The organism is Halorientalis brevis (genome assembly GCF_023077655.1).
Genome location: NZ_JALLGV010000001.1, coordinates 346,184 through 360,322, shown reverse-complemented (window position 1 = coordinate 360,322; position 14,139 = coordinate 346,184). Strand labels below are relative to the sequence as shown.

Here is a 14,139-nt window from a genome sequence, read left to right as displayed (position 1 = left end):
GACGTATTGTTCGTAGATGTGGGTAGCAACGACCGATAGTCGAGGTCGCGGGTCGGTTCGGCCCGCTGACACGGCGGTCGGTCGCAGATAGATCAAACGATGACAGGAGACGAACAGGCGACGACCGTGGGACAGCTTCCAACTCCGACGACCGAGCAGGCGCGTCTGCCGGCGCTGTTGACGCGACTCGTGTGGCTGCTGTGGATCGGAAGCGTCGGCGCGTTTACCGCCCATCTCTGGAGCGGTGAGGCCTGGGCAGTCCCCGGACTCGTGCGAATCGACGGACTGACGGTCGTGATGTGGGTGACGGTCACCTTCTTCAGCGGCATCGTCCACAGCTATTCGCGGCGCTACATGGCCGGGAGTCGCAGTATCGACCAGTTCTTCGGCCGTGTGTTCGCGTTCACGCTCGTCGTGATGGCGCTCGTCGCGGCTGACAACCTCCTGGTGTTCGGAATCGCGTGGCTCGTGATGGGGCTCGTGATGGCTAGTCTGATCGGCCATGTCGACGGGTGGCCACAGGCACAGGCCGCAGGGTCGCTCGCGCGTCGGTACTTCCTCGCGGGGAGTGCGTTCCTGGGAGTCGCGCTCGCGACGCTGTGGTGGACGACCGGAGCGACGACCATCTCAGGGGTCGCGTCGGCTGTCGGACCGACGTCGTCGACGGCTGTGCTCGTCGCCGCCAGTGGGCTCGTGCTCGCGGCGATGATTCAGTCGGCGCTCGTTCCCTTCCACACGTGGCTGCTCTCGTCGATGACGGCACCGACGCCGGCCTCGGCGCTGATGCACGCTGGCTTCGTCAACGCGGGTGGGATCCTCCTGGTGCGTTTCGCGCCGGTCGTCACCGTCGAGTCGGGATTCATGCTCGCGGTCGTGCTCGTCGGCGCGGCGAGCGCGCTCGGCGGGAAACTCCTGAAGACCGTCCAGACGGACGTCAAGGGAACGCTCGGGTGCTCGACGGTCGGTCAGATGGGCTTCATGATCATGCAAGCCGGGCTCGGATTCTTCGGGGCCGCCATCACGCACCTCGTCCTCCACGGGTTCTACAAGGCCTACCAGTTCCTCGCGTCGGGAAGCCAGGTCGCACACGAGAGCCCGGCGAAGGCGAAGCCGACCGGCGCTGCTGGCGTCGTCGGCGTCGCCGTGATCGCTGCCACTGCTCTCGCAGGGGGCGTCCTGTTTGCCGTCCTCACCGGCAAGGGCACCAAGCTGGGCAGCGGCCTCCTGCTCGTGTTGCTCGTCGTCCTGACCGTGCTCCACGCCGCCCGCGACGTCGTCACGGACGCCTCGGTGCCGGCTGCGATCCGGTACGGTGCGATGCCGCTGGTGGCCCTACCGGCAATCGCGGTCTACGCGGCGGTCTACAGGCTGATCGAAGGACTTCTGGCCGGACTGCCTGCGATCGGCCAGCCGGCTGAACTGACCGCGATCCACGGTCTCGTCGCCGCCGCGTTCGTCGTGGCGTATCTCGCCATTGAGAGCGGTGTCTACACGCACAGCCACCGCCTGTACGTCGCGCTGGTGAACGCGACCCAACCCTCGTCTGAAACCCTGCTGACATCTACGGAGGACTACAATGAGTACTGAATCCGCGATCGACGAGAGTATCGACGCAGCAGCCGACGCGGTCGGATCCGTCTGGCCGCTCCACTCGTTCGTGACGGCCAACCCGCTGGCTGGCTACGAAGACCAGCCGTTCCACGAGGCCGTCGCGGACGCTGAACGAGTCCTCGGCGGCGAGGGCTATCCGAGCGCCGACGTGTTCTGCCGGGCGCTCGAATCCGGCCAGATCGACCGCGAAATCATCTCGGACAAGCTGACTGAGCACGGCTACGAGGCCGATCCCGAGTCGTCGCTCGCGGAGATGGACGCTCCGGACGCAGGAGCGACGCCCGACGCGACGACGACGGCCACCGACCGCGTGGTGGACGCCGTACTGACGAAGTGGCTCGCGGCCTTCCTCGACCAGGGAGAGGCGACGTGGTCGATGCCGAACCGCGAGCAGGGCTTCTACGACGCGTTCAGGACCGTGGCCCCACACGACGGTGACGTCCCGAACGGGAGCGCACTCGCGGATCTTCCCGACCAGCCGGTCGACGCGATCCGCGACCGTCTCGCGGCGTATCCGGTCGGGGAGTGGCAGGACATCTTCGAGTACCACCTGTCGGCGCTCCCGGGCTGGACGGGATATCTCAAACAGCGTGCGGCCGACGGCGACGATTGGCAGTCGGCGTACCCGATCACGCTCACTGGCTATCTCGCGGTGCGCCTGGCGCTCGCCGAGGCGTTCGACGCACCGATCGAACCGCCAGAGGGGTTCGACAGCGAGGCCGACGACACCGGGTCCGACGAGCGGGTCCCTCTCCCCGAGGTCTGGTTGAGCGCGTGGGAAGCGACGTACCGCTCGGAGCTGGTCGAGTCACTTACCGAGACCAGTGCGTCGGTGGCCGAGTCCGAGAGCGCCGACCGTCCGGACGCCCAGCTGGTCTTCTGTATCGATACGCGCTCGGAGATCATCCGCCGCCACATCGAAGCCGTCGGCGAGTACGAAACCCACGGCTACGCCGGGTTCTTCGGCATTCCGATGCGCTACGCCGGATACGACGCTGACGTGACTGTGGACGCCTGCCCGCCGATCCTCGACCCACAGCACCGTATCGCGGATCGTCCCGCGAAGGGAAGCGACGCTGGACAGGCAGCCTACGATCGCTGGCAGCGCACCGTCGAGGCTGGGCAGAGGGTCATCAAGCGTCTCAAGTCCAACGCCGCGACGGCGTTCAGCTTCGTCGAGAGCACCGGCGTCGGGTACGGCGCCGCGCTAACCGCACGCACACTCCTTCCGGCGCGCGTGTACGATCTCCTCGAGGGCGCCGACGGGTGCGTCCCCGACGACCACGAGGTCTGTGAGCCCTCGGTCGACTACAACCCGGATTCGGTCCACAGCCTCCGCGAGGGGCTCACGCTCGACGAGAAGGTCGAGTACGCCGTGACTGCCTTCGAACTGATGGGCTGGGAGCAGTTCGCCCGCGTCGTCGTCTTCACCGGCCACGCGAGTCAGACCACCAACAACCCCTTCGATTCGAGTCTCGACTGCGGCGCCTGTGCCGGCAACCCGGGCGGCCCGAACGCTCGCACGCTCGCGGCCATCTGTAACGACGACGCGGTAAAAGCTGAACTTCGCGAGCGCGGAATCGACGTTCCCGAGGACACCGTCTTCGTCGCCGGCGAACACAACACGACCACCGACGAGATCGAACTGTACGACGGTGACGTCCCGGCGTCCCACGAGGACGACGTGGAACAGCTCCGTGCGGACCTCGCAACCGCTCGCGCCGGCGCGGCCACCGAACGCGCAGGCGACATGGGTGCCGACGCCGACTCGGCCGTCCGCGAGACCGAGCGCCGCGCCGCAGACTGGGCGGAGACGCGCCCCGAGTGGGGACTGGCCGGGAACGCCGGGTTCGTGGTCGGCCCCCGCGAACTCACCGACGGGCTGGACCTGGACGGGCGGTCGTTCCTCCATTCCTACGACTGGACGACCGACCCGGACGGCGACGCCCTCGAAGCGATCGTGACCGGCCCCATGATCGTCACCCAGTGGATCAACACCCAGTACTACTTCGCGGCGGTCGACAACGCGGCCTACGGGAGCGGGTCGAAGGTGACCCACAACCCGGTCGGGAACGTCGGGGTCTACCAGGGCAACGGGGGCGACCTGATGACCGGGCTCCCGCTCCAGTCCCTGATGAACGCCGACGACGAACCGTACCACCAGCCGCTTCGCCTCTCGACGGTCGTCCACGCGCCGGTCGACCGCGTCACCGACGTCTTGACCGACCACGAAGAGGTGATCGAACTGCTGGACAACGACTGGCTCTCGCTGACGGTCGTCGACCCGACTCAGGGTCACAGTGCTTTCCACTACGAGGAGGATCTGGAGTGGACGCCAGTGTCCGAACAGACCGAAGCATCCCCGGAGATGCCGACCGCTTCCGCTGTCGCGGACGATTAACTCTCTCTTCGGTCCGGAAAACGTCGGTGGGCTGTTCCGACCCTGTTTCTGATCGCTGATTCGTTCGCGACCACGCAGTACACGGCCGCTAAACCTACTGTAGTCTCACCACTCGACCCCTGTATTTGTTATAGCGGCATGCGATTCATAGACGGTACGTCAGCAGACATCCGGCCTGGCCGGTGGAACACCTGCGATCCGCCCTAGTGGACAGACGGCCCAAACTGTTAATTTACAATAGTTAGTATAGTGTAAATATGGATGCGATGCAGCCCTCCAGGCGAACAGTGCTGCGGTCGATGGGGTGTGTGGGTGTTTTCGGTATCGCCGGTCGGGCGATACAGGGGACACGTGCCCAGCAGGCCGACGCCGAGTCGTGGCCCAGGCCACGATACGACGCGGGTCACTCCGGCTATGCCCCGAAGAACACGGGCCCAGAAGGGGAGGTGGCGGTCGCGTGGACGCTCGACGTCGAGTCGTGGCGAGCGTTCCAGCCGGTGATCGTGAACGGGAACTGGATTCGGGAAACGGCGGACGGGGCGGTCAGCGCGAACGCGATGGCTGACGGAACCGAGCGCTGGTGGGTCGAATTCGACGCCGAGTCGGTCAGCGTTCTGTCGGCGTTCGATGGAACCGTCTACGTCCAGATGGCGTCCGGGAACGATCCCGAGAATCCGACGTTGCACGCTCTGTCTGCGGCCGACGGTAGCGAACAGTGGCAACGTGCAGACGGCGCCACTGCGATCGTGGACGACGTTGCGTACCGGACAGCCAACGGCCTCGTCGCGACGGCAACCGAAGACGGACTGGGTCGATGGCGGACCGATGGGCGGTTCTCCTCTGTTTCGGTCGGGGACGGAACGGTCTACACCGTCGGCGTTCGAGACCCGGAGACTCACCCCAGTAAGGACGATGAGGCGGTGTTTGCGTTCTCGGCCAGCGATGGTTCTCAGCAGTGGACGTTCGAGCCAGACGGGAAGGAAGTCTCGACGGTCGTCGTACGGGGCGACACCGTCTACTTCGAGACCAGCGCGAGCCTGGTGTACGCAGTGGCAGCCAGTGACGGGACGGAACGCTGGAGGACTGTCACCAGCGCCGGAACCGCCCCGGTCGTCACGGACGACACTGTCTACGTCCAAAATTCCGAGCGACTGTCGGCCTTGTCGGCAACCGACGGGAGCGAGCGGTGGCGGTACACCGCCGAGATCACCGGAACCAGTCCGATCGTCGTCGGTGACACTGTCTACGTCGGCACCGCCGAGGGGCTCTTCGCGCTGGCCGTCGATGATGGCTCCGAGCGGTGGCACTTCGAGACGAAGTGGCCGGTCAAACAGTCGCCCGCGGTCGTCGACGGAACCGTTCTCTTCGTGACGCGGGACCCACGACCGCAACCGGGCGGAACGGTGTACGCCCTGTCCGGCACGAGGTCGACGTCGTCGCCAACCCCGAGCACGACGACCTCGTCGCCGCCGTCGACGACGACACAGACGACGCCCGCTCACGAATCGACCACAGAACCGACGACTGCTCCCCGAACGACGACCCAACAGACGGACTCCGATTCGTCTTCGTCGACTGATACGGTCACGGCGTCGACGGCGAGTTCGCCCGCAGACGATCAGCCGGCCACTGTCGTGACGGAGACGGCGACCACCGACGAGGACGGCCCCGGTTTCGGCGTCCTCTCGACGCTTGCCGGCTTCGGCGTCGCTGGGTGGCACATCCTCTCAGACAGCGACGAATAACTCTCTGTAGGCCCGAACTTGCCGTTTCCCGGGTCCTTACACCTCTCTTCCCGATCCGAGACCTGCCCTCGCATCGTCGCCAGCCTCGAACTGGATGCGGCGGCCGAGTAGCACGGCGACGAATAGCCCGACCACGAGGGTGCCGATCAGCCCGAGCGGAAGGGTCCAGTCGCCGCCTTGCCAGTCCGCGTCGAACACCGCTGCGTAGTATTCCGCGACGTCTGCCCCCTCTAACAGGAGCATCACTTCCCGGTTCTGGCGCGCGGAGTGATTGTTCCAGTTCAGCGATCCAACGAGGACCTGCTCGTCGTCGATCACGACGCCCTTGGCGTGGATTTTCTCGAAGCGTCCCCTGGGTGCCGCCATTCGTGCCTTCAGCGGGATGTTCTCCTGAGCCGCCCGGTCGTTGAGCCACTGGATCAGGCGTCGATTGTCTTCGGCGACGTACCAGGCGCTGCTGAGCAGGATTCGGACGCGAACCCCACGTCTCGCGGCCCGAAGTGCGGCCTGCAGAAACGGCTGGCGGCGACCTCCGATCGACATCTGCTCGACCCGCACGGATTCGGAGGCGTTGTCGATGAGTGCGACGAGCCGCCGCTCGGCGTTGTCCGGTGCGCGAAGCAGTTCGATCCGCTCGGCGGTCACTCGTCGCGAATCGAACCGACTCGGGTACGTCTGGTTTGCAGGCGGAGCCTGGGGGGGCTCGAAGGTTCGTCCCTGGCGGTAGTCCGGCCAGGGGAGTGCGTCCCGCCAGGTCGCGTCAGCGCGGAACGTCTCTGCCAGACCGGTGACGACACGGGGGTCCGAGACGACGACGCCCCACCCCCGGCTGGCGTGGCCGCCGGTTCCGGCGGCCTTCCAGTTTTCCGTCGTCACCAGGGCCCTGTCGTCGACGACGGCGTACTTGGCGTGGTGAAACTCGTAGCGGGCTCGGTCCCCGCCGAGGACGGTGACGGTGACGCCCTCGGCGACGAGTCGGTCGAGCGCGGTCGCTTCGCGCCGGGTGAGTCCACCGACTGGACTGCTATCGACGAGCACCTGCACGTCGACGCCACGGTTTGCGGCGTTCGAGAGCCGGTCGACGATTCGCTGGGCGGTCAACGTGTACCCCGCCAAGCGGATTCGGTCGTCGGCAGTCCCGATCGTCTCGGCGGGAACGTCGCTCCCGTCCGGGAGCACGAACGCACGAACCTGGCCGCCTGACCCCGAGACGACGGGGAAATTCGTCGCACCGACGGACTGCCACTGGAGACCCCGAGCGGTCGCACGTCCCCGTTCACCTTCCGGTGCATCGGTGTATCTGACCGAATCGACCTGGGTCGATCCCCGTTCGAGCGTCAGTCGTTCGCCGCTGTTCGCGAGCTGCAGGCCGGGTGTGAGGTGGACGACTCGACGTGACGTGAGGTTCCGGGTGCGGTTCGGCGCCATCGAGAGAACCGTGTGATTTTGCACGGTGACGTCTGGCAACTGGACGCGACGCTCGCCGTCATCGAGCGACCAGTTCCGCAGCGATGTGGGCTCGTCGACCTGGAGAACGACGAATTCGCCGGCGTCGCCGTCGGCGACGGGATTCGGGTAGACGCCGGCGATGCGAACTGTTCGGTTGCCGTCGGCGGGGTGAGCGCTGGCCGGGGTGACACCGGCGATCGCGAGCACAGTGAGGAGAGCGAACGCCGTGAGTGCAGCGGTTTTCGACACCACACGGGCGAGTGGTCCCGTTTCTGGTCATAAACCTTCGTCCGCGATATAGAATGCTGTCGGGTGCGGGTCGCCTGGAACGGACGGCGCAATCGACGACGAGCGGCTACGGCCCCGCAGTCAGGCTGTTTCGTAGCTCTTGCAGTGACTGCCGGATCTCGACGATCAGGTTGTACTTCGAGATCGCAATCGACTGAGCGGCTGATTGCGGTGGAACCGAGTTGATCTCGGCCTGCGCTTTCTGTTGTTGGACGGTGAGCGAGTTGTCGAACTCCTGCAGTCGATCGTACAACTGCTGGACGTTCGGTTGCGTCGTGGGCTGCTGTGGCTGACCCGGTTGTCCGCCGGGGGCTGGTTGCCCCTGCTGGGTTGGGGGCTGCCCAGATCGCGCAGTCGGTTGGCCGGTGGCGGCCGTGGGGGCGCCGGGTTGTTGCGGTGGCCCGCGTTGTGGCGTCGGTTGCTGTGCCGGCCGTCCGTACGGTTGCTGACTGGGCTGGGTGGTGGGCGGTGTCGCGGCGCGTCCTGGCGGTGAGGGGCTCCCCTCCGGTCCGGCACCTGTGGGTTGGCGCGGGTCTCGACCCCCTGTAGCCTGCGTCTCGCTCGGTGCCTGGGGCTCCGGTTGCGGTGGCGTTCGTCCGGTCGGTTCCGGCGTTTCGGTCGATGGCTGCTCGGCTTCCGGCCGTCGTCGGAGCCTGTCGATGAACTCCCATTCGCCGTCGATGGCGTCCGTTCCTAACTCGTTGCGATACTTCTCGACGAGTTCCGGGTGGTAGGCGTCCCTGATCTCGTCGATGTCGATCTCGTCTTCGTCTTCGCCTTCGAGTGCCCGTCGGAGGTCCGAGGCGTACCCTCGCGACGAGTCGGTCAGATCGCTGACGTCCGTCGTTTTCCCCTCCGGGCCGACCGCCATCCAGGCGTTGATGAGCCGCTGTTTCTTCGAGAGTTCCGCTTCGAGTTCGTCCACGTCGCGATTAGCCATGCTGGGGCTGTCCACCGCTCAGCGCTTCGTTATACGTTGCATAGGGTGAACTAAGCCTGAGCAACTGGAACGCACGGACGCACGTCGGGACGGACCCCCGGAATCTACCGGGCGAGCGCGTCGGCGACTTTCTCGACCGGATGCGGTGGCTCCGCGTCAGCGTCGGGTTTGTCGCCGAGTTGCGTCCGGCAGGACGCCCCGGGGGCGACGACGACGTCGCCCGAACTCGCGTCGACCTGGTCGAACAGGATCGAACCGATCGCTCGACTCATCGAGTAGTGTTCAGTTTCGTAGCCGAACGACCCTGCCATCCCGCAGCAGCCCGAATCCAGGGGGTCGACGGCGTAGCCCGCGCGGCGGAGCACGCCGACCGCGTGGTGGTCCTTCGTCAGCGCTTTCTGGTGGCAGTGACCGTGATAGGTCAGCTGTTCGTCCGGCGCGTCGAAGGCGATGGCGTCGTCGAGCCGGTGGGCGTCGACGTACTCCAGGACGCCGTAACTGTTCGCGGCGACGCTGTCCGCGTCGTCCGAATCGAGCAGATCCAGGTAGTCGGACTGGTACATCACGGCGTCGGACGGCTCGACGGCGACCACGTCCCAGCCGTCCGCGACCTTCGGCGCCAGCGTCTCGACGTTCGCTGCGGCCGTCTCGCGAGCCGCCTCGAGGAATCCCTTCGAGAAGGCCGCACGGCCGCTGTCGCTGACGCTCGTCGGAACGTCGACGTGGACGCCTGCTGCTTCGAGGACTCGAACGGCCGCTTTTCCCGCTTCCGGCCGGCTGTAGTTCGTGTAGGTGTCCGGGAGCAACAGTGCGCGGTGGTCGGCCTCGGTCGCCGGGACGGCGGGGTCGTGGGCCTCGAACCAGTCGACGAACGTCGACCGTCGGAACGTCGGGAGCGACCGCTCGCGCGCGATACCGAGCGTCTTCTCCATGACGGTTCGCATCCCCGGGAGTTTCGGCAGCCAGTTCGAGAGCGGTGCCAGGCGACTGCCCAGCGCGGAGAGGCGGTCGACGTTTGCGAACAGTTTGTCCCGGCTGCTCGCCCCTTCGCGCTGGTGGTACGCGTGCGTAAGCTCGGCTTTCAGCTTCGCCATGTCGACTTCGCTCGGGCAGTCTTTCGCACAGCCCTTGCAGCCGATACAGAGGTCGAGGATCTCGGTCACGAACTCGTCGTCGAACTGTTCGCCGTCCGGGAGGTCACCGGCCATGGCTTGCCGGAGCATGTTCGCGCGACCGCGCGTCGAGAGCGATTCCTCGTTGGCTGCACGGAACGTCGGACACATGACGCCGCCGGTCGTGTCCTGGTGGCCGCGGCAGCCGCCACAGCCGTGACACAGCTCCGCCATCCCCTCGAAGCCGTTCTCGGTGTCCCACTCGAGCGTCGGTTCGAACCCGGGATCGAACTCGTACTCCGGCGAGAATCTGAGATCGGCCGTCATGTCCGTCGGGTCGTCGTCGCGGAAGACGACCTGGCCGGGGTTGAGCAGCCAGCTCGGATCGAACGCCGACTTGAGGTCCTTGAACGTCTCCCAGACGTCGTCGCCGTACAGTTTGTGGTTCCACTGCGTACGCGCGCGACCGTCACCGTGTTCGCCGGAGACGCTGCCGTCGTACTCGACGACGAGGTCCGTCGCCGCGTCGGCGATGGCTTCCATCGTCTCGACGCCCGGGTCCGTTTTGGTGTTGACGAGCGGTCGAATGTGGAGGACGCCCGGCCCCGCGTGTGCGTAGAAGCTCGCGTAGGTGTCGTGATCGTCAAGCACGTCTTCGAAGTCCGCGACGAACTCGGGGAGGTGTTCGGGCGGGATCGCGGTGTCCTCGACGAAGGCGATGTGTTTCGCGTCCGTCGTCCGACCCAGAAGGATCGGCAGTCCGGACTTCCGGAGTTTCCAGAACTGCTCGCGCTCGGCGGCGTCGTGGGCTTCGTCGGCCGACACCGCACGGGCTGGCTCGCCGGTCGCCACGCCGCCGTCGGTCGGCGTCGCCTGGGTGTCGGTTCCCGGTGCCCGATCCGCCAGCAGGTCCGCGACCTGCTGACGGCCGTCTTCGTCGTCGTCGGCGTAGAACTCCACGAGCAACACCGCACCGGTCCCTTCGGGCACCATCTCGTCGACGAGGGTGCCGAACTCCTCGGTCTCGCGGGAGAGATCCAGCAGGACGTCGTCCAGTACCTCGACGGCCGCGGGGTCGTGCTCCAGGATCGCTCCCACGTCCTCCATCGCGTCGAGCAGCGTCTCGTATCGAAGCAGTCCCATCGCCTTCGTTTCGGGAATCGGCTCCAGCGAGACCACGGCTTCGGTCACGATCGCGAGCGTCCCCTCGCTGCCGGCGATCAGTCCCGGCATGTCGACGACGCCGTCCTCGCGTGCGCGGTCGACGACCCAGTCGAGATTGTATCCGGAGACGTTCCGTTTGAGGTCGGGATAGGCGGCTTCGATAGTGTCGCCTTCGTCGTCGATGACGCGCTGGACCTCGGCGTAGATGCGGGCCTCGAGGTCGCCGTCGGGATCGGCCCGCTCGCCGAGTTCCGCCACCGACAGCTCCTCGAACCTGGTCACGGTCCCGTCGGCGAGGACGACCTCCAGTTCGTCGACGTAGGCGTCGGTCTTCCCGTACTTCAGCGAGTGTGCGCCGGTCGAGTTGTTCCCGATGGCGCCTCCGAGGACGCTCTTGTCGCCCCACGCGGGGTCCGGCGCGAACTTCAGATCGTGGTCGGCCAGCGCTCCGTTGAGGTGGCCGAGCGTGATTCCGGGCTGGGCGCGCGCCTGGCGCTCGTCGGGATCGACGGCCAGCAGGTCGGTCATGTGGCGGCTGGTGTCGAGGACGACGGCCCGGTTGACCGTCTGGCCGGCCAGGCTCGTCCCGCCGCCCCGAGGCAACACTGGAATCTCCCGCAGCGCGCAGTACTCGACGACGGCTGCCACGTCTGCCGTCGAGGTGGGGAACACGACGCCGATGGGCGTCACCTCGTAGATGCTGGCGTCGGTGGCGTACAGCTCCCGGGAGTACTCGTCGAAGCGTACCTCGCCCTCGACGCGTTTGTCGAGGTCCCTGACCAAGCCCGATCGGGCGACGTCGCCACCGGCGTAGTCGTAGTCAGCACGCCGGTCGACTGCTGGGTCGGCGTCGGGCGCAGGTGTCATGTCCGGGGTTTCGACACCGGACGCGAAAAACGGTTGGCTTTCTAGGCCGCGGACTCGGTCGTTGCCTTCTCGGCTTCGACCTGGACGATGTACGCCGTGTCGTCGGTGTACGACGCGACGGCGTCACGTGCGCGCTGCGTGCCGATCTGGTTGAGTGCCCACGCGGCACTCGCGCGAACCTCGTCGGCGTCGTCGTCGGCGAGCACGTCCGCCAGCGGCTCGATCGCGCGGGTGTCGCCGATGAGGCCGAGCGCTCGGGCCGCGGTGCTGCGGACTTCGGGGTTGTCGTCGACGAGTTGATCGGCGACCGACTGCGTGGATTCCTCGCTGCCGATGGCGCCGAGCGCGCGGAGCGTGGTCTTCCGGAGCGCCACGTCTCCACCCTCGACGTAGTCGGCGATCGTCTCCAGTGCGGCCTCGTCGCCGATCTTGCCCATGATCTCGATGGCGTCCTTGTTACGCTTGGTGGCCAGCGGTTCCAGCGCGTCGAGGGCTTCCGGCGGCGCGATCCGGCGCAGCGTGTCGAGGATGTTCTCCTCCATGTAGTCCGAATCGAACGTCTCCAGCCCGAGCAGGATCATCTCGATGGCGTCGGTGTCGCCCTCCTTGTAGGCTTTCTCGTGGAGCATGATCGCGTTCCACTCGGCCGGGAAGTCCTTGCGGTTCTCGGATTCGAGCGGCTCGTAGAACCCTTTCCGTTCGAGTTGCTCTCTGACCGAGAGATCGGTCCACTGCTCGGCGGCGTCGAGGTCGTCGGTGAGCGTCTCGGCACTCTCGAGCAGCGTTTCGATTGTCCCCTTGTCGTCGTCCGGGTCCAGGTCCGTTTCGTCCACGATTCCGCGGACGTTGGACAGTGCCGCAGCCAGGTCGTCTGGACTGTCGCTGTCCGGCTCGAACGTGTCCACGAACTGGCTGCCGGCGAGATCGAGGAACTCCTCGACGGCGACGGCGGCGTCGTCGGCGCCCTCCGGCGTCCAGTCGCCGTCGGTCAGCGTCCCTTCTGCCGCCTCGATCTCGTCCTGGACGTCCTCGCTGTACGGGCCGCGCTCGTCCTCGACGGCGCTCCGGAGGTCGTCGATGCGGCCGAGCAGGTCCTCCTGTGCGTCCGCCTCTTCAGGCACTTCGGAGGCCTCGACCTCGTCCTCCACGGCGTCGAGTTCGGTCTCGATCTCGTCGAGTTCCGACTCCAGTTCCGCGTCGTCGAGTTCTGCCTCGATCTCGTCGAGTTCGGCCTCGAGGTCCCAGACGGTCGGGTGGTACTCCTCGGGCATCTCGCTGTCGAGGTCCGCGACCCGGCTCTCGAGTTCCTCGCGTTCCTCGGCGTCGGCCGGGATGTCCGAGTCCTCGACGTCAGATTCGACGTCGGCGAGGTCCGCCTGGAGAGCGTTGATCTCCTCGGTGGTCTCGACGGCGTCGATCTCGGTCTCGATCTCGTCGAGGCGGCCCTCGAACGACTCTGCCGCCGGTTGCCACGCCGGCGGGAGTCGGTCGCGAAGCTCCTCGATCCAGGATTCGAGCGTCTCGCGCTCCTCGGCGTCGGCAGGAACGTCCGACGCGTCGAGCGTGCTCTCGATGTCGTCGAGTTCCTCCTCGGCAGCGACGATCTCTTCCTTCGTCTCGACGCCGTCCTCGACCGTCTCCAGAACGTCGTCGAGTCGCGCGCTGAGGTCCTCGACGACGGGTTGCCAGTCCGGCTCGTCGTCGTCCCCGATGAACATACCTAAACCTGCGAGAGTCCCCACAAAAGGCGTTTCCATTCCACTTTTTACTTCGGGGGGTTTCCTCGGCCCGTTCGGGCCTGCGGGAACCCCCCTCGTAAAACCTGGACTAAAACTGCTCGGCGCGAAGCAACTGGCTTCGCGCCGAGGGAACCGCCTCGCGACGCTCGGCGGATGCTCGTGCGTCCCCGATCGAGACTCTCGATCGCTCCGTCAACTCGCTGGTCGTCACGACACCGTGCTGAGTAGCAGGAGCAGAGTTAGTGGCAATGGTCTATCAGATGGAGAGGGCCGACTGCATATAGCACCGTATTCGTCGAAGCGGAGTTGGTGTCTGTGTTCGTCCACTTACTAATTGGTTGCAATTTTCTGCGCGGCTGCAGAGAGACCGTCGTGATAATTGAGGAAGTGACTCTCACCTTCGATGTCCCACTGACCGTCACCGGACCCGACCGCGTCGTGGACTACTGCTCTTCCGTTGTCAGTGTGGACCCGGATTACTTGCAACTGTTCGCCTTCTTCGACGGAGTCTCGCTCGTCAGAATCAGTCGTGAACGCGACCATCGTGGAATCCTCTAATTCGTCGATGAAGCGGATGGTGACGTCGTGATTGTCTGCGATGGTGCGCGCAGCGTCTTCGATAACCTTCAACATATCGGATTTTTGGTTGGTTGGTGAGGCACTAAGATGCTTCGGTGAATCCGGGAGTTCGCGTGAGAGGGAAACTCACCCCGGTTTGAGCTGATCTGAGGGCGAGTACCGGCTCCCGGCATATCGCGTTGAGGAGCGCGAGGATGACCAGACCAACCCAGATCCCGGCGGCAGCGAGCAACCGGATCGGTCG

8 protein-coding genes are annotated in these 14,139 nt (G+C 66.0%); 3 read left to right on the top strand and 5 right to left on the bottom strand.

Going from position 1 to position 14,139, the window contains the following annotated elements; translation table 11 throughout:
* Positions 1-99 precede the first annotated feature (99 nt).
* The 3 genes from MU553_RS01865 to MU553_RS01855 all read left to right on the top strand — a co-directional run bounded on the left by MU553_RS01865 (position 100) and on the right by MU553_RS01855 (position 5,757).
* Complete coding sequence (locus MU553_RS01865; protein ID WP_247374127.1) at positions 100-1,587, top strand: proton-conducting transporter transmembrane domain-containing protein; 1,488 nt, start codon at positions 100-102, stop codon at positions 1,585-1,587.
* The gene (locus MU553_RS01860; RefSeq protein WP_247374124.1) at positions 1,577-4,012 is read left to right on the top strand and encodes a DUF2309 domain-containing protein; all 2,436 of its coding nucleotides are present in this window, start codon (positions 1,577-1,579) and stop codon (positions 4,010-4,012) included. Before MU553_RS01865 ends, MU553_RS01860 begins: the two co-directional genes overlap by 11 nt.
* Positions 4,013-4,269: 257 nt before the next feature.
* Positions 4,270-5,757, top strand: coding sequence for an outer membrane protein assembly factor BamB family protein (locus MU553_RS01855; RefSeq protein WP_247374122.1), 1,488 nt, complete (start codon positions 4,270-4,272; stop codon positions 5,755-5,757).
* Between the two features lie 36 nt (positions 5,758-5,793).
* Here MU553_RS01855 and MU553_RS01850 read toward each other — a convergent pair whose 3' ends face one another.
* The 5 genes from MU553_RS01850 to MU553_RS01830 form a co-directional block, all read right to left on the bottom strand.
* Positions 5,794-7,458, bottom strand: a complete 1,665-nt coding sequence (locus MU553_RS01850) for a phospholipase D-like domain-containing protein (RefSeq protein ID WP_247374120.1) — start codon at positions 7,456-7,458, stop codon at positions 5,794-5,796.
* A gap of 103 nt (positions 7,459-7,561) precedes the next feature.
* A complete protein-coding gene (locus tag MU553_RS01845; protein ID WP_247374118.1) occupies positions 7,562-8,434 on the bottom strand; it encodes a hypothetical protein in 873 nt (290 codons plus the stop codon).
* A 104-nt stretch (positions 8,435-8,538) separates the two neighbouring features.
* On the bottom strand, positions 8,539-11,577 hold the full coding sequence (locus tag MU553_RS01840; protein WP_247374116.1) for an FAD-binding and (Fe-S)-binding domain-containing protein: 3,039 nt from the start codon (positions 11,575-11,577) through the stop codon (positions 8,539-8,541).
* Between the two features lie 41 nt (positions 11,578-11,618).
* Positions 11,619-13,295, bottom strand: coding sequence for a HEAT repeat domain-containing protein (locus MU553_RS01835; RefSeq protein WP_247374102.1), 1,677 nt, complete (start codon positions 13,293-13,295; stop codon positions 11,619-11,621).
* 351 nt (positions 13,296-13,646) lie between these two features.
* On the bottom strand, positions 13,647-13,949 hold the full coding sequence (locus MU553_RS01830; RefSeq protein ID WP_247374100.1) for a hypothetical protein: 303 nt from the start codon (positions 13,947-13,949) through the stop codon (positions 13,647-13,649).
* Positions 13,950-14,139: the final 190 nt, after the last annotated feature.